This is a genomic window from Brevundimonas lutea (genome assembly GCF_003704105.1).
In the GTDB taxonomy this organism is placed as follows: Bacteria; Pseudomonadota; Alphaproteobacteria; order Caulobacterales; family Caulobacteraceae; genus Brevundimonas; species Brevundimonas lutea.
The window spans coordinates 386,556-402,874 of sequence record NZ_QUOQ01000004.1; the positions used below are offsets into that span (position 1 = coordinate 386,556).

Here is a 16,319-nt window from a genome sequence, read left to right on the forward strand (position 1 = left end):
CGGGCTCAGTCCAGGCGTTCGAATCGACAGGCGTCGTCAACCGATTGCAGCCGCATGACGCGCTGGTCGCCGCGCATCACCTCGACCTTGGCCTCGGGGCAGACGCCGGTCGAGGCGATCACCAGCGGGCGGTCGAACACCAGGGTGAAGCCGTCCTTAACCTCCAGCGGCACGGTTTCGACCTCACCCTCTCCATCCGGGCGGCCGCTGGTGGCGGTGACGATACGGGTGTCGGACGCCGCAGGCGCAACCGGCATGATGGCCTGCTCACGCCGATAGGCCTGACGGCGCAGGTCGGACATCTGGCGCTGGAAGTCGAAGAAGACGGCGTGCAGCGTGATCCGGTCCAGCATCACCGCGCCGCGCGGCGCCACGATGGCCGCGCTCATGCCGATGATGGCCAGAACGACCAGCATCTCCATCAGGCTGAAGCCGGGACGCCGCAAGGCCATGGCGATCAGGCGGCGGGGGCCGGCGCTCCCTCGACGGGCGCGGCGGCGCCCGAGGGGTAGACGTCGGCCGCCAGACCCGAGCCGCCCGGCTGACCATCGGCGCCCAGGCTGATCACCTGAGCCGAACCTTCCAGGGTTTCAGGCGCGGTGTAGACATAGGGACGGTCCCAGGGGTCGTTGGGAAGCGCGCCCTCCAGATAGGGACCGTACCAGCCCGACACTCCAGCCTCGTTACGGACCAGCAGACCGAGGCCCTCCTCGTCCGTCGGCAGGCGGCCGATATCCAGACGCATGGTGTTGAGCGCGCTGACCAGGGCGCGGGCCTGGACCTCGGCGGTGGTGACCTTGGAGCGATCCAGCTGGGCGAACAGGCGCGGGCCGACCAGGGCCGCGATCAGGGCGATGATCGAGATGACGATCAGGATTTCCAGCAGGCTGTAGCCCGCACGGCGAGCGCGGCGCGCGGCCCGACGACGGCGGGCGAAAAGGTCGGTCAAGCTGATCGTCAAGGCGAACTCCCCTAAGCCCCCGCTCAAGGTCGGCGGTGCGTTTCCAGGGTGTCTCCCCGGCGCCACGGCTGCTATACACGGCGCCTCGGCAAGGGTCCACGGGCCTGAAAATCGACACCTTTCGATTGCGTTACCGTGTTCGTCCGGTCACGCAAGGGGTCGGACGCCGGGATTCACCGCGCTTCGGGGGAAGTCAGAGTTGAGAACGCTGGGACGCTCGCTGAGCCTGCGTCTGTCGGCCTGGGAGGCCGATCTGCGGGCGCGTTTCGTCCGCATGACCCAGCGCGAGCGGTTTCTGGTCATGGCGTTCGGGGCGATGATGCTGTTCGCCGTCGTCTTCCTGCCCTTCGGCTGGGCCGCCGATCAGCGAGAGCAGTACGCCCGCGCCGAGGCGGCTCGCGACGAAGCCCAGGGACTCGCCCGGCGTAACTCTCCCATTTCCATGGGCGCTCTCCAGACCGCGCGGCTGACCGATCTAGAGGGCCTGTCGCTGGAGGCCGACAGCGTCTCCATCGCCCGCATTCTGATCGAGCAGCGCCTGGCCGGGGCCGCCGAGGCCGCGCAGGTCGAACTGACCAGCGTGACCGTGGGAGCGGAGCTTGAAGACGGGCCGACGCCGCTGCTGCGCGCCGAACTGGCCGCCCCGTACGCGCCCCAGACCTTCTGGACGATGCTGGACGCCCTGTCGCGCAGTCCGGAGGCGGTGTTTCTCGACTCCATCGACGTGACCGCCAATCAGGGTCCGGCTCCGGCGCGGCTGGATGGCAGCATCCGGCCGACCGGCCAGGCGCGGGCGACTTTCCTGTTCCCGGTGCGGATCACCGCGGCCGAGGGAGCGCCGGCATGATCCGCTGGATCGTGCTCATCTCCCTCCTCGTCAGCGTGGCGGGCTTCGGTCTCGGCATGCTGGCGCCGGGTCGTCCCGACGACACGGTCGCGGCTGTGCGCGGCGGCGGCCCGAGGCCGGGCGCCGAAGATCGCGGGCCGCTTGCGCGTCCAAACGAGATGGTGGCCGTGGCCGCGTCTTTCTTGAGAGCCAGCCTGTCGCCTCCGCCGCCTCCACCGCCTCCACCGCCTCCCCCGCCGCCGCCGCCGCCTCCACCGCCGCCGCCGCCCGACGTTGCGGTGGTGTTCCGCGATCAGGTACGCGCCGTGGTGCGCAATCCGGCCACGGCCGAATTCGAGGCCGTGCTGGGCGGCTCGCGCCGCATCACTGCCGGCCAGACCTTCGAGGGCTGGCGCCTGTCCGAGATTTCGCCGTCGGAGGCCGTGCTGACACGCGGCCGCGAGAGCCGACGCATCGCCCTGTTTTCTCCCACCGTCGGTTGAGGAGCCGCCTGACCTGATGATCGATCGCCGCCTGACCCCTCGTTCGTTCAGCCTCGCGCTCCTGGCCGGCAGCTGCCTGATGTCGGCCTGCGCCGCCTTCCCCGAGCTGGAAGCCACGGTAGCGCGACCGAGCGGTGGCGCGTACGCGCCGGGAGACGAGACCCTGGAATCCCCTGTCGAGGGCGCAGAGCAGCGCCTGGCTGACCGCCTGGCCATTCCGGGCGGCGGCGACGAGCAGCCGCGCCGTCCTGAGATCACGCCCGAGGAAGCCGCCGCCCTCGTGGGCTCGGGACCGCCGGTCAGCGCAACCCTTCCGCCCCAGACGGTCCCGGAGCTCGTCAACGCGGCCTTCGGCGACATCCTGGCGGTGCCGTTCTCGATGGGTCCGGGCGTGGCGTCGCGCAATCAGTTGGTGGCGCTCAGGGGATCGCCGCAGATGGATCGGCTGGCCTTCTTCCGCCTGGTGCAGACCGCCTTACGCGATCAGGGCGTGAGGCTGCATCTGGAAGGCGGCTCGCTCGCCGTCAGCGACGACTTCGCCGCGGGCGGTGGCGCGGCGTCGGTGATCCGCGGACGGTCTTCCGTGCCGACAGCGGCCCGAAATGTGGTGCAGTTCTTCGAGGTCCAGACCATCGAGGCCCAGGCGCTGTTCAGTTTGGCGGAGGGGCTGACGCCGAACAATGGCGTGAGCATCGCTGTTGACCAGCCTTCCAACGCCCTGATCCTCAGAGGCGGCGCGCGTGAAGTGGCCCAGACGGCGGCGATCCTGCGCGAACTCGACCAGACGCGTTTCGCGGGCCAGCAGGTGCTCCGCATCCAGCCGATCTATTTCTCCGCCGAAGGGCTTCGCACCGCGCTGCGGGACGTCTTGTCGGCCGAGGGCTATCAGGTGTCGGTCACGGCCGGCGTGCCGCGCCCGATCGTGCTGCTGTCGCTGCCGGAGGCCAACCAGCTGCTGGTCTTCACCTCGGACTCCGATCTGCTCGAGCGGGTCAATTTCTGGATCGACGAGCTGGATCAGCCGGCGCGCTTCGGCGATTCGACCACGACCTTCGTCTACCAGGTGAACAATACCGACGCTCAGACCCTCGGCTCGCTGGCTACGGGGCAGCAGGTCCCGCAGGCCCAGCCTCGCACGCCCACCGGAGTCCCGGGCTCACCGCCTCGCGATACGTCTCTGGCCAACCTCGCGGCCCTGACCGCATTCCGCGCCGCCGGCAATCAGGGTGAAGGCGGCGGCCAGCAAAACTTCATTCCAGGCGGCCAGCAGTTTCTCGGCGGGCGGCTGCTCATCGACCCGGTCGGCAACCGCATCCTGTTCACCGGCACGGCCAACGACTACGCCCAGCTTCGCACCCTGCTGACCACGCTCGATGTGCCCGCCAAGCAGGTGCTGATCGAGGTCACGGTCGCCGAGGTCACCCTGAACGACCAGACCCGCGCGGGGCTGAACTTCTTCTTCACCGAGTCGGGCTCGGACGGAACGCTCACCGGCGGAACCGGCGGGACCAACCCCGGGCTGGAACTGGGCGGAACCGGGTTCAATCTCGACTTCACCGGCATCGACCTCAGGGCCGCGTTCAACGCCTTCGCCTCGAACAACAAGGTCAACATCCTGTCGACCCCGCGCATTTTCGCCCGCAGCGGGGGCCAGGCGCGAATTCAGGTCGGCAACGACGTACCGATCATCACCTCGCAGCGCGCCGCCGACAGCCAGTCCAACGGCGACACCGACATTCTGCAGACCGTTCAATACCGGCAGACCGGCGTCATCCTGGACGTCCAGCCGGTGGTCTATGGCGACAACCGCGTCGATCTGATCATCAGCCAGGAGGTTTCGACCGTGGCGGACGGCGGATCCGGCTCGGCCATCGCCAGCCCGATCATCGGCAACCGCAGCCTGACGACCCAGATCTCTCTGAACGAGGGCTCCACTGGCGTGCTCGGCGGTTTGATCGACAATACCTATTCCAAGGGCAACAGCGGCGTTCCCTTCCTGAAGGACATTCCGCTGCTGGGCAGCGCCTTCCGCGTGGACACGATCCGGGGCGATCAGACCATTCTGGTGATCCTGGTGACGCCCTTCATCATGCGCAATCCGGAAGACATGGAGCTATTCGCGGCCCAATACGCCGCCGAGATGAACAACGCCTTCCGCGTCGGTCGCGGCTGGTCCTACACCCTGACGCCGTTCTCCGGCGGACGAGGAGTTGGGATCAACCTGCCCCGGCAGTCGCCGCCGACCCAGCGTCCGGAGACTGAGCGGATCGCACCGGGCGTGGATTGATCCTCAGAGGGTGAAGTCCCCGAAGGCGCGACGCCAGCCGAGGCGGCGGAACTGGAGGCGACCCAGTTCACGTCCGCCGGCGGTCGTGATCACGGCGTCCACCTGATAGAGGGCGACGTCGAACACGCCCTCGCCAGACGGAAAGCCCGCATTGCGACGGGTTTCGGTGACGGGCTCGGCCGTCCATGAGATGATCCGCCCCCCGGTCATGTTCCGCTGGCCCGACGGCTCTTCCATCGGATTGATGTCGGCCAGGAGCTCCAGTCCGTTGCGCTGGACGGCCGCGGTGTCCAGCGTGCGCTGAAGCCGCATCTGGCCGACCGTCATCTGATCCTGCAGGGCGAAAATGGCGGTGAATGCCAGCGCCGCGATGGCCAGGGCGACCAGGGCCTCGACCAGGCTGAAGCCGTCCCGACGCCTCATCGGTCGGCACATCACAGCACCTGATCGTAGACGCTCGACAGGGCGAGGACGAGCGACAGGGCGACCACGCCGACAATGACCGAGATCAGACCGATGGCGACCGGCTCCATCAGAGAGGTGAACCGCTTGATCTGGTCGCGCAGCTTGGCGTCGTAGCTGTCCGCCAGGAAGCCGAACATGCGGGCCAGGGCTCCGGTGCGGGCGCCGGTGCGGATCAGGCTGATGTCCATCGGCGTCAACCGGGTGTGCTGCGCCAGGGAGGCGTCGATGGCGACACCGGCGCGCAGGTCGGTCTCGAGCGAGCCCAGCGAGCGACGAAACTCGCCCTCGGGGGCGGCCTCGCGCGACAGGGTCGCGGCCTGGAGCAGGGGCACACCGTTGCCCAGGGCGAAGGCGGTCAGGCGTGACCAGGCGGTGATTTCGCGCGCCTTGAGCACGCCGCCCAGAACAGGCGTCCCGTGCGCCACCCCATAGGCCCAGGTGCGCGCGGCCGGGTTTGATGCGACCAGGATGCCGCCGGCGATCAGGCCGCCCAGGCCGATCAGCACCAGCAGGATGTTCTCGCTGGCCGCCGTGCCGACACCCAGCACCAGGCGCGAAATGGCCGGCATGTTGGAGCGGTCGTCGCCGATCATGGTGGCGAAGCGCGGCACCACCTGGGTGAAGATGAACAGCACCGCCAGCACCCCCGCCGACAGCAAAAAGGCCGGATAGGTCAGGGCATTAACGAAGTCGCGGCGCAACTGCTCCTCGTAGGCCATCTGGTCGGCCGCGTCCTTCAGCACGTCGGCGATACGGCCGGCGGCCTCGCCGATGCCGATCATGGAATAAAGGTAGAAGGGAAAGCCGGGGGCGTGCTCCGTCATCGCCTTGCCAAGCGGGTCGCCCTGGCGCAGGGCGGCGACCACGGCGCGGAACTGCTCCCGCCCCTTCTCGGCCTCGATGCCGGCAGCGACGGTTTCGAGCGCCTCCAGCAGGCCGACGCCTGCCTCCAGCATCAGGGCCAGCTGACGGATGACCAGTACGCGTTCTGCGGGCTTAAGATTCCGCTTCGACAGGGAGACATGCTTGATCTCCACCTCGGCCAGCTTGAGGACGGTCAGGCCCTCGCTCTGGAGACGGCGAAAGGCCGATTTCTCGTCCGGGGCCGAAACCACGGCGCGGGTCCGCGAGCCGTCGCGGGCCAGGGCCTCATAGCGGTACGAGCGGACGTCGGTCATTGCGCGCCGGGAAAGAACAGGGCCGGCACCCTGGGGTGGGTGATGCGGCCGTACAGGGTCGGAGCGCGGGTTGGCTTTTCGTGATCCGCGCCAGTCAGGCGACGATACTCGTCGGCGAACAGCTGGGCCAGACGCGGGCCGCCGGGCGAGACCTTGCGGCGGACGCCTCCGGCCTGGGTGGAGGCGCCGTGATGAAGCTGATGGAACGTCCCCTCGCCCACCAGCATCAGGAAGGGCGTCGTCCGGTCGGCCAGGGCGCGCGCGAAGAAGTCGAAATTGGCCAGGCCGCCGCCGGGCTGTTCGAAGCGTTCGTCGAAGCCGCCGAGGGCCAGGAACCGGTCGCGGCCCATGACGAAGAAGGTGGTCTCCATCGGCGGGCCGCCCGCGCCGTCGCGATAGCTGCCGGCCAGGGTGGAAATTTCGAACAGACGGTAGCCGTCGCCAGGCCAGCCGATATCGGCCAACAGCCGGTCCTCGACCGCGCGGTCGTAGCCGGCGAGGACCGAGCGCTGCTGGAGATCTGGGCCCAGGTGGAAGCCGACGGTGGCGACGAAGGCGCGGGGGTCCAGCCGCATGGCTTCGAGTGCGCGGCCGATCAGGCCGGGACTGGCCATGCGGGCGCCGTCGATCATGACGGCGATCAGATCGCCGCGCGCCATCGCCGCCGCCCGGTTGATGGCGACGCACGGCGAGGCGCCGCCGTCCTCGACGCGGATCACCGTGACGGGCGCCGTGATGTCGAAATCCTCGGTCCTCACCGGCGTGGGGGAGCCGTTGTCGGCGACGATGATCTCGATGTCGCCGGCTTCGACGCCCTGCTGATAGGGCGGAGACAGCGACTGGATCGTGCGCGGCAGCTCGCGCGCCATGTCGTATCCGACGACCACGATGGACAGGCGCGGCGCGCTCATGTCGTCAGAGCCCTCAGCCGGTCCCAGAGCGCGCGTGCATCGACTGGGACCTCACCTTCCGGGGGCTGGTGGTTCAGCTCCTGGGATCGAAACGGCATGGGCGCAGCGGCGTCCAGGCCGAAGTCCTCCGCGACCGACCGAACCCTGCCCTCATACGCGGGGTCGTCATAGTCGATCACCGGGAAGGGAATGCGGTCACGCCAGCCGAGCAGGGCTTGATTGTAACCGGCCCAAATCGCTAGCGACCGGTCGGTTTCGAACCGGTTTCGGGCCTTCAGCGAGCCGGCGACGGCGGCGGGATGGCGGATCGAGGCGACCAGCCGCAGGTCCGGGAACACCTCGAACCAACCGTCGAGCAGGAGGGTGGCGCGCGGGTCCTTGAAGCCCCAGGGACGGGGCAGGTCGGCATAGTCCTCATCGACCACGGCGCGCAGGGCCGCAATCTCTCCGGCGGTCCAGGCTACCGGCTCGGTCGGCGGGCGATCCCAGGCGGCGCCCACGCGGGCGAGCACGGCGTCATGAACCGGCCAGAAGCGCGGATTTTCCCGGTTGCCCTTCAGATTGTGCGGCGCGCGGGTGTTCACCGGACCGAGCGTCAGGCCCAGGTCCTCCAGGCACCCGGCCAGACACGAGGTGCCCGAGCGGTGCATGCCGATGACGGCGACGGGCGCGGAAGACTCAGTCACGGCCGCGCACGAAGACGGCCATGTGCTGGCCTCGCGGATGACCCCAGTCGCCGACGCGCTCCAGCCGCCAGGGTCCGTGCCCGGCCGCCCACAGCAGATCGGTGGGGCGGTAATGGAACGGGTCCTTGTAGTCGTAGGAGACGATCTCGCCCTTCTTTCGACCGTGCTGGATCGGCTCAGTCACCGGCCATGCGTCCGGGCACTCGAAGTAGGTGACGCAGAACCGGCCGGTCGGCGGCATGACCTCGGCCAGCTTGATCAGGCAGCGTCTGAGATGGTTCAGCGGCAGGTGGCTAAAGACCGACTGGGCCATGGCGTAGGTGACGCGGGCGGTGACGGCGGAGAAGTCGAAACTGTCGGTCTCGATCAGCTGCGCGCGCGGCAGCCGGTCGCGACCATCGTCGGTCAGCTCGCGCTCATGGCCGGTGTCGAGCAATAGGGCCGAGCGGTCGGCGCCCCAATAGTTGCCGGGATCGAGATAGTCGACGGCCAGTCGGCCAAGGCGCAGCGTGCCGCAGCCGATGTCGAGCAGCACGTCGCGCGGCGCCATGCCCTGGTCCTTGAGGAAGTTGAGCTGGAGCGCGCCCATCTCGTCCCACAGACCGCCGACTACCTGCCGGTGACGGCCCGCGTCGACGGCATCCTGAAGTGTCTCGTCGGAATAGTATTTGTTGAAGCTCACGCCGCGACCTCGTCGAGGTCGGAGACGGCCTGGCCGCCGGCGACGCGATAGACCTCGGACAGGGTGGTCTCGCCGCGCCGGGCCTTGAGGTAGCCGTCCTCGAACATGGTGCGGAAGCCGCTCTCGCGGGCCGTCTCGACCAGGCTCTCCTCGCTGTGGCGCTGACGCACGCCGGTCTCGAAGGCTGGGCTGATGGGCGCGATCTCATAGATGCCGACGCGGCCGAGAAAGCCGGTGCGGGCGCAGCGGGCACAGCCGACCGGCTCCTTCCAGTCGGCCTTGCCGCGCCGGGGGCCGAGGATGTTGGGGCGGGCGGCCTCGTGGGCCTCCACCTCGTGCGGCTCGCTGGGCCGGGCGCAGTGCGGGCACAGGCGCCGGACCAGGCGCTGACCGGCCAGGCCGCGCAGCACGTCGGCCAGCAGATAGTCCTCGATCCCAAGGTCGAGCAGGCGCGACACGGCGGCGAGAGCGGAATTGGTGTGGACGGTCGAAATGACCAGGTGGCCGGTCAGGGCCGACTGGACGGCGATCCGGGCCGTCTCCGGGTCGCGGATCTCGCCGACCATGATGACGTCCGGGTCCTGGCGCAGGATGGAGCGCAGGCCGGCGGCGAAGGTCAGGCCGATGTCGGCCTTGACCGGCACCTGGACCACGCCCGGCAGGTCGAGCTCGACCGGATCCTCGACGGTGATGATCTTGCGGTCGCCGTCGTTCAGGTGAGTCAGTAGGCGGTAGATGGTGGTGGTCTTGCCCGAGCCGGTCGGGCCGGTGATCAGCATCACGCCATTGGGCTTCTCGACCAGCTGGTGGAACAGCCGGGTCTGGTCGTCGCTGACGCCGAGCTCGGTCAGGGTCGGCAGGCGGTTGGTCTTGCCGAGCAGACGCAGCACCAGAGATTCGCCCCAGGTCGAGGGCAGACTGGAGACGCGCAAGTCGACCTCGACACCCGAGACGCGGATCGATTGTCGGCCGTCCTGAGGCAGGCGGCGTTCGCCAATATCCATGCCGCTGAGCAATTTGATGCGGGAACAGACGGCGTCGAACTGGCTGCGGGCGGCGGTGCGGGCGGTGATCAGCACGCCATCGACGCGCATGCGGACGAAGAACTGATCTTCGAACGGTTCCACATGGACGTCCGAGGCGCGACGGGTCAGAGCCTCGGCGAAGACGCCGTTGACGAAATCGATAACCGGCGTCTCCTGCGCCAGTTCGCGCAGGCGGGCGGCATCCATGGGACCGGCGCCGACCGCGACCTCGCGACGGGCGCCGTGCTCGAGATCGTCGTGCAGGGCGGTGACGACGGCGCGAGGCGCCAGGCGGAGGGCGACCCCTTCCGGAAAGCGCTGCGTCAGGCGTTGCTGAAGGGCGGGATCGAGCGGATGGACGGCGGCGCAGACCACGGCGCCGGCCAGGGGCGTGTCGTCGTCATCTGGCTCGATCGGGTCGGGCGCGCCGGTGTCAGCCTCCGGAGGCGTTTCGAGGTCGCCCAGCGGCGCCTCGCCCGGCGCGGCGTCGGGCACGCGCCAGATCACGGCCTGACGGTTGGCCCACCAGCCGAGCGGAGAGCCGGTTTCGCCGACAAAGCCGGAGATCACCTCCAGCGGCGGCATGTCCTCGGGCTGAAGAATAGGGATGTCCAGCTGTTCGCTGAGAACCTCGAGCAGCTGGGTCTCGGAGAGGGCGCCGAGGCGCACCAGGATGAGGCCCAGCAGGCCACCGACGTCGGCCTGCAGGCCCAGGCCGTTGGCCAGATCACGCTCGGTGATCAGGCCGCGTTCGACCAGCCGTTCGCCGATCCGCTGTCTCATGGATGAGTCCCCGCCATGCCCATCTTCTAACCCATGGAATCGCGGCGCCAAAACGGCGACATGCGGACGACAGGCCCAAACGCAAGAAGGGGAGGCCGAAGCCTCCCCTCCCCACAGTCGTTTCGAACGACCGAGCGTGTCTTACGGCACGTCGGCGGTGTCGTCCGGGGTCTGGGTGGTGGCGACGGTGCCCCACTCGACCGAGGCCACACCGTTCGGCGTCACGTGGAAGCGCTGAGCGGTGATGTCGGCCGGAGCGGCTTCGACGATGAACTCGACATCGCCGCGGCCGAAGTCGCCGAGGGCCGAGGCCAGCATCGCCGGGGTCACGACGATCTCGCCGAAGGCGTCGATTTCGCCGATTTGCGTGATGCCGGCGGTCGAACCGTCGGTGCTGTTACGCAGGGCAACCGAAACCGCCGCGTCGTTGCCGCTCAGGTTACCCATGCGGACGATGTTGGTGGTGCCGTTGACCGGAGCGGAGGTCAGCATGCGGGCGATCACGTTGGTGCCTTCGCGACGGATCGACTCGAAGTCGCCCGTGGCTTCCGACTCTTCGTCCGGGTTGTAGAAGGTCGGGTCCAGATCGTAGGCGATGAAGGCGTCGTACGAGGACGAGGCGATCACGCCACCGTCTTCGAACACCTGGAACGGCGAGCCGTTCGGCTTCGAGGACAGCAGTTCGACGATGTAGTCTTCCGGAGCGTCGCCGGCGCAGGTCGAGCCGGTGAACACCACCTGGTTGCCGGTGACCGAGTCGGCCGCGCGGCCTTCCAGGGTCGGGTTGCCCGGGCAGCCAGCGGCGCCGTCGAAGGCCGAGAAGCCGTTCGAGGCGGACGAGGTCACGCGGACCACGGCGTCGGTGACGTCGGTGGTCGCGACGAAGTTGCCCGGGGTCAGGTCACGCTGGGCGCGCTCGTCGACGTAGATGGCGAGCTTGCCGAGGATGCCGTTGTCCGACAGGCTGGTGTAGGTCGGGGTCGGGTTCAGCAGGGCGAAGTCATCACCCTCGGCGCCGGCCGCGTTGCCGACGTTGCCGTTGAAGGTCGGCTGGAAGGCGTTGACCGCGAAGATGGCGGCCAGGAAGGCGTCGCCGCCGTCGATCGGGTTGTTGCCTTCGGTGCGCAGCGAGGTGCGGACGGTCACGGTGCCGACCGAGGACGGGGCGACCGGAACGTTCAGGTCGAAGCCGCTGCAGGTCGAGTCCGAGTTGGAGATGACGAAGCGAGCGGTGTCGTCGCCGGCGGTGCCGCCGGTCGAACGGACGACCGTGAAGCTGGCGTCGCAGTCAGGCGCGCCGACGATGTCGGTGGCCACGAAGGGAGCGCCGAAGTCGGCGTTCGACAGGGCGACCTCGAGGACGGTGTTGCCCGAGGGCAGCGAACCGGCGCTCAGGCGGTCTTGCAGGGCCAGGGTGCCTTGAGCCAGACCGACGGCTTCTTCGGCCACCAGGTACAGGTCGAGCAGCGAACGGCCGTAGTTGGTGGCGTCGTCGGCGCGGTCGATCTGGTTGGTGTCAGCCGAGGTGATGGCGCCGGCCGGGCCAGTGGCGCGGTACGACAGGTCGTGCGCCGAGGCGGCGCCGGCGAAAGTGAGAGCGCCCAGGGCGATGCCCGCGAGCAGCAGCTTTTTAGTCATTAGAGAGGTCCCCTCTATCCATTAAAAACGGGCGCCCACACGGTTCGACCCGCAGGTTGCAGCCAAACCGCATGCGTGCACGGCTTGGGCACCCTGTCGGCACGTTTAAAGGAAAACCGCGCCCCGTCAATCGAAAGTCGCTTTCGCGCCCCATTCCTTCCGACCGGGATTCTGCGAGCGATGGTTGAGCAGAGCGGTTCGGCTGAGTTGTGTGGCCGGTTTCGCGCTTCGTTTGGTTAAACCGTCGACTAGTGCGTTGTTGAGGCTACATTTTTCACGCTTTTACGCTCCACAGATTGGTCAGCTGGAGCGTGACGGCGCGAGCGCCTCATTCCAAACTCAAGTCGCCGCCGCGCTCATGCGCCCGTCACATTTCCGGCCTTCTCGGCGCCCAAATCTGGGTCGGCCGACAACGGTTGTGTCAGGCGACATCGCTGCAGCCAGGCACGGGCCGCGATCGCAATCGAGGTGAGTCGCGCCCGCTCTTCCCAAAGTTGCTCCAGGCCAACTGACCAGTCTCCGGCCGGGATTGGCGCCACATGGCCGGCGTCGGCATGGACTCGATAAGGGCCGACCGCCTCGACCACGGGCGCCAGGCCCAAGGCGGCATAGTCGAGAATTTTGAGGTCCGACTTGCCGGCGTTGAACGGGGTGTCGGCGAGCGGCGCCAGTCCGGCCTCGAAGGGCTCGCCGTCCGCCGCGACCTGACGCCCCAGCCAACGCACGAACCGCGGATAGGCGCGCTGGGACGGCGGAGGGTTGAGGACGCGCAGCCAAGGGCGAGGCTCGGTCTCCCGCTGTCCGCCCACCAGCGTCAGGGCGAAGCGGCCGGGCCGCGCGCGCTCGGCCGCGTCCAGCGCCGCGAACAGGGGCGCCAAATCGGCGTCGTGCGTCGCGGTGCCCATATAGAGCAGGCGGATCGGCCCCTCCCTGACGGAATCGGCCGGGCGTCTCGCCAGGGCGGCGCGCCACAGGCGAGCGTCGAGGCGGTTCTCGATCACTTGGACCGTCGGAGTAAAGCCACGGTAATGGTCGGCCAGCGGTCCCGTGGCGCACCAGATCGCCCCGGCCGATCGGGCCACACGGTCCATCGCGGCCAGCCTCGGCGCGAAGGCGGCGTGGTCGGGGTGCGTCGCATCGATGAGGTGCAGGGCGTCGTCCACGTCGAAGATCAGGCTCGCCCCGGCGTCCTCGACACGGCTGAGAAGATCGTCGGCCGCCGCCACGTCCGGCAGGGCGTCCCGCTGCACGATGACGACCTCGCCCCGCGAGATCGGCGCCTCGGGAGGCGCGAAGAAGGGGTGCGCGTCCGTGTTCAGCGACAGCGGCGCCAGCAGACGCAGATAGGCGGAACTGCGCGGCCATCCGCCTGCGCCGGTTCGCGCGATGATGCGGATACGCGCGCCGCGGCGCGTCTGGCGCCCCAGCCTGTCCGATATCTCCGCGAGAACGGCCGCGAGCCACCGGTCGATATCGGCGTCCGTCTCGCCCAAGGCGCGGGGCAGGCGGCCGACCGACGGCTTGACGATGCCGTTCCAGAGATCGGCCAGACCCGGGTCGAGCAGGGCGACGTCATAGCGGTCCAGCTCGGCGTAGGCCGCCTGGCGCGATCGCTCCAGCGGCAGGATCGCGTGCGTGGGGCCCGGCGCGGGCCGCAGCGCCGAATGACCGCCGACGACCAGATTCAGGTCGACGTCGTTCTCCAGATCGGTCGTCGCACTCGACTCGTACCCCAGCCGGATCAGGGAACGCGCCACGACCTCGCCGCGCGCCTCCGCCCCAGGCGCTATGACGACAGCGACAGACGCCGCACCGGTGGCGCCCGACGCGGTGGCGCGCAGCCAGCGCGGCTGTCGGTGCGAGGTCTCATCTCCTCGCAGTATCGTGACGAGCGAGCCTGGCCCGACGCCGCGACCATCCGTGATCGGACTGGCCGGCGGCCCCTTTGGCCAGTCGAGCAAAGAGGGCGTCGGTTGCGCTCGCCGGTCGCGTCGCCAGGCTTCATGCGTCAGACGGTTGGGGTCGTGGGCGCCGCCATCGAGATAGTCGATCAACGGATTGCGCCTCAGCGCCAGCGCCATCTCGGCGGGGGCGGCGGGACGCGCGGCCAGCGTCTCGATACGCGCCTGGCGAAGTCGCGCGAGGGTTTCGATCAGAGGCTCGCGGTCGGCGGAGGGTGTCTCGACGGTCGCGACCTGGCCGCTCTCGCGCGTCACCACGCCGAGCGTCCGCCCGGCCATCAAAGGCGTCAGGCCCAGCACCCGCTCTACAGCATGCTCCAGCCGGCCGTCATGGACGCCGCCCTCGGGCTCGAAGGCCAGGCGCTCGGCCTCGCGGACCAACGGCTCCAGCACCGCCATGCGGATCCACATCATGGACCCGGCGAAGAACGACCAGTCGGCGGGAGCGCCGACGTCCGGCCAGAGCTGCGCGGTCAAGCCCGACAGGAGGCTCCGATTGCGGAACATGTGGCCGGACACCGGTTTCAGCAGCCGGTCCGGGCCGATCAGACCCAGGCGCGGGTCGGCAGCGAGGGCGGCCTGAATGGTCTCGGCGGCGTCCGGTGTCGCCAGCCGATCCAGCATGTGATCGCGCCACTCCCGCCCATAGCCGGAGCCGCCACCCTTGGTGTGCAGCTTGGCGATGACGTCGAAGCCGCAGTCGGCCAGGATCGGCAGGATGAAGCAGAAGGCGCCGATGTCGCGTCCGGCGTTGGGTGTGTCGATCACCGTCACGGGGCGGTTCAGGGCCCCCAGCGCGCGCCGCACCGCGTCGGCGGCCGCCGCATCTCCGGTCGCCCAGACCTCGAACCCGTTGTTGATGCGCGATACCCGCCGGATCAGGTCGAGCGCCAGATCCTCATAATGAAGATGCAGCACGAAGGCGCCGCGCACGGGCGTCACGGCTTGGGCTCATCGGCCGCCATCTGGCGCACATAGAGGTCCGTCTCGAACAGCGGGCCGGGATCGTGGCCGAGCGCCGCGCCCACGGCCAGATAGTGTCGGATCGGATCGACGCCGGATGCTGCGACGTCCGGATAGCGGGATAGATACCAGTCGGAATCGAACAGGCCGCTGTCGCGCACCCGGGTCACCACCGCCTCCGGCACGGCGCCGTAGATGTCCGCAGCGGCGGCCGAACCTTCACCAGCGGCGAGCGCCTTTTCGGCCTTCTGGGCGCGCCGCTTCCAGCCGCGGGCCTTCTTGCGCGCCAAGCGGGCGTCTTCCCACAGCGCCAGCATCTCGAGACGCGCCAGAGCGGCGGCGTCGATGGTTCGTTCCGCTACCGCCACGGCCTGATCGAACCTTTCGCGGTTCGCGACGTCGTCCCGCTCCACGAGTGCGCGCCCGGCCTCATAGACCGCGGCGAAGGGACCGTCCCCAGCCGCGTCCGCATCGACCGCCTCGCGGCGAAGACCCGGGTCGATGAAGCGGGCCACGGACCGGACCTCCGCGCCGCTCGCAACCAGGTCGGCCAGGCGGCGTGACACCTCCACGGGTTCGCTGAGCAACGCGCCGTAGTCGATCGTCACACGCCCGTGGGCCCGCGCCGCCGCCTCGGCGGCGGCGACATGGCGCAGCCACAACGCCCGGCCGTAGGCCAGGGAGCAGCCGTCCCGCGTGTTTAAAGAACGCGCCGTCTCCTCGGGGTCGCGGATCACCACCACACAGGCGATGTCGAAGCCCTCGGTCTCCAGCGCCTGTCGCCAGATCGGCCAGAGCCGATTGATGCGCGGCTCCTTCAGAACGATGGCGTCGGCGTCGCCGAAACTGGTGCGCAGCGACGCCCTGGCCCGCTCTACCCACCCGCGTCGCGTCTCCGGGTCGTCCATGGCGGCGTCGACATTTTCGAGATCGAACCAGCTGCTGCGGGCCTCCGCCAGCATCGCCTCGTTGGCCTGCACCGCTGACAGAGGCTCGAAATACCCCTTCGGATTGTCCGGATGCGGCGGCAGCGGATCGGACGGCGCGGTCAGTCCCAGTTCGACAAGCAGCCCCGCGACGGCCGACGTGCCGCTGCGATGCATGCCCAGGACCACAACCGCCGATCTCGCCACGCCGTTCTCCCCCCGTCGCTCATCAGCCTTATCCCGCGCCCGCCCAGCGGCGCCAAGGCGCAAGGACGCTCTCGCGCGACGGTCGCGGCCTCGGCTATAGCGGAGGAGCGCCGCCGGGCGCCCGCTTCAGGAGACGCCGCTGTCGTCCGCTCCGCCGTCGCCCCGTCCGCTTGTCGCCCTGTCCTCGCGGGGCCTGAAATCGAACCTGGCGTTCGCCGCGCCTCGCGGCGGCAAGGGATTCGAATGGCGTGACGCGCGTAATCTGACGGTCGAGGCGGCGGGCGATGGCCGCCACGCCTTCGCTTACCCGGGCGAGC

At 69.2% G+C, this 16,319-nt stretch carries 14 protein-coding genes; 3 read left to right on the plus strand and 11 right to left on the minus strand.

The annotated features are described in order from the left end of the window. Positions 1 to 5 precede the first annotated feature (5 nt). On the minus strand, positions 6 to 446 hold the full coding sequence (locus EES48_RS09170) for a pilus assembly FimT family protein (protein ID WP_205679412.1): 441 nt from the start codon (positions 444 to 446) through the stop codon (positions 6 to 8). 11 nt (positions 447 to 457) lie between these two features. Continuing rightward, positions 458 to 961 carry a type II secretion system major pseudopilin GspG gene (gspG, locus tag EES48_RS09175; RefSeq protein WP_205679414.1) on the minus strand — a complete coding sequence of 168 codons (504 nt, stop codon included), beginning with the start codon at positions 959 to 961 and terminating at the stop codon, positions 458 to 460. Between the two features lie 199 nt (positions 962 to 1,160). Between gspG and EES48_RS09180 the strand changes: the two genes are divergently transcribed. The 3 genes from EES48_RS09180 to EES48_RS09190 are packed head-to-tail and all read left to right on the plus strand — an operon-like array spanning position 1,161 to position 4,577. After that, the gene (locus EES48_RS09180; protein WP_122466074.1) at positions 1,161 to 1,808 is read left to right on the plus strand and encodes a hypothetical protein; all 648 of its coding nucleotides are present in this window, start codon (positions 1,161 to 1,163) and stop codon (positions 1,806 to 1,808) included. Next, positions 1,805 to 2,290, plus strand: a complete 486-nt coding sequence (locus EES48_RS09185; protein ID WP_122466075.1) for a hypothetical protein — start codon at positions 1,805 to 1,807, stop codon at positions 2,288 to 2,290. Before EES48_RS09180 ends, EES48_RS09185 begins: the two co-directional genes overlap by 4 nt. Before the next feature lie 16 nt (positions 2,291 to 2,306). Then, positions 2,307 to 4,577 (plus strand): type II secretion system protein D, encoded by a 2,271-nt coding sequence (locus EES48_RS09190; protein ID WP_122466076.1) that lies wholly within the window; start codon positions 2,307 to 2,309, stop codon positions 4,575 to 4,577. 3 nt (positions 4,578 to 4,580) lie between these two features. Here EES48_RS09190 and EES48_RS09195 read toward each other — a convergent pair whose 3' ends face one another. From EES48_RS09195 to EES48_RS09235, 9 genes are all read right to left on the minus strand, one after another. Further along, positions 4,581 to 5,000: a prepilin-type N-terminal cleavage/methylation domain-containing protein gene (locus EES48_RS09195; protein ID WP_162998097.1), complete on the minus strand. Its 420-nt coding sequence runs from the start codon at positions 4,998 to 5,000 to the stop codon at positions 4,581 to 4,583. Positions 5,001 to 5,011: 11 nt separating this feature from the next. After that, on the minus strand, positions 5,012 to 6,220 hold the full coding sequence (locus EES48_RS09200) for a type II secretion system F family protein (RefSeq protein WP_122466078.1): 1,209 nt from the start codon (positions 6,218 to 6,220) through the stop codon (positions 5,012 to 5,014). After that, positions 6,217 to 7,131, minus strand: a complete 915-nt coding sequence (locus EES48_RS09205) for a glycosyltransferase family 2 protein (RefSeq protein ID WP_122466079.1) — start codon at positions 7,129 to 7,131, stop codon at positions 6,217 to 6,219. Before EES48_RS09205 ends, EES48_RS09200 begins: the two co-directional genes overlap by 4 nt. Beyond that, a complete protein-coding gene (locus EES48_RS09210) occupies positions 7,128 to 7,817 on the minus strand; it encodes a sulfotransferase (protein WP_122466080.1) in 690 nt (229 codons plus the stop codon). The genes EES48_RS09205 and EES48_RS09210 overlap by 4 nt, the downstream gene beginning before the upstream one ends. Further along, on the minus strand, positions 7,810 to 8,499 hold the full coding sequence (locus tag EES48_RS09215; RefSeq protein ID WP_122466081.1) for a class I SAM-dependent methyltransferase: 690 nt from the start codon (positions 8,497 to 8,499) through the stop codon (positions 7,810 to 7,812). Before EES48_RS09215 ends, EES48_RS09210 begins: the two co-directional genes overlap by 8 nt. Next, entirely contained in the window at positions 8,496 to 10,307 is a 1,812-nt protein-coding gene (locus EES48_RS09220) for a GspE/PulE family protein (protein ID WP_122466082.1), read from the minus strand. Before EES48_RS09220 ends, EES48_RS09215 begins: the two co-directional genes overlap by 4 nt. Positions 10,308 to 10,448: 141 nt before the next feature. Continuing rightward, positions 10,449 to 11,945, minus strand: a complete 1,497-nt coding sequence (locus EES48_RS09225) for a hypothetical protein (RefSeq protein WP_122466083.1) — start codon at positions 11,943 to 11,945, stop codon at positions 10,449 to 10,451. A 356-nt stretch (positions 11,946 to 12,301) separates the two neighbouring features. Continuing rightward, positions 12,302 to 14,848, minus strand: a complete 2,547-nt coding sequence (locus EES48_RS09230) for a rhamnan synthesis F family protein (RefSeq protein WP_122466084.1) — start codon at positions 14,846 to 14,848, stop codon at positions 12,302 to 12,304. Beyond that, positions 14,845 to 16,002 carry a sulfotransferase family protein gene (locus EES48_RS09235; RefSeq protein WP_162998098.1) on the minus strand — a complete coding sequence of 386 codons (1,158 nt, stop codon included), beginning with the start codon at positions 16,000 to 16,002 and terminating at the stop codon, positions 14,845 to 14,847. The genes EES48_RS09230 and EES48_RS09235 overlap by 4 nt, the downstream gene beginning before the upstream one ends. Positions 16,003 to 16,319: the final 317 nt, after the last annotated feature.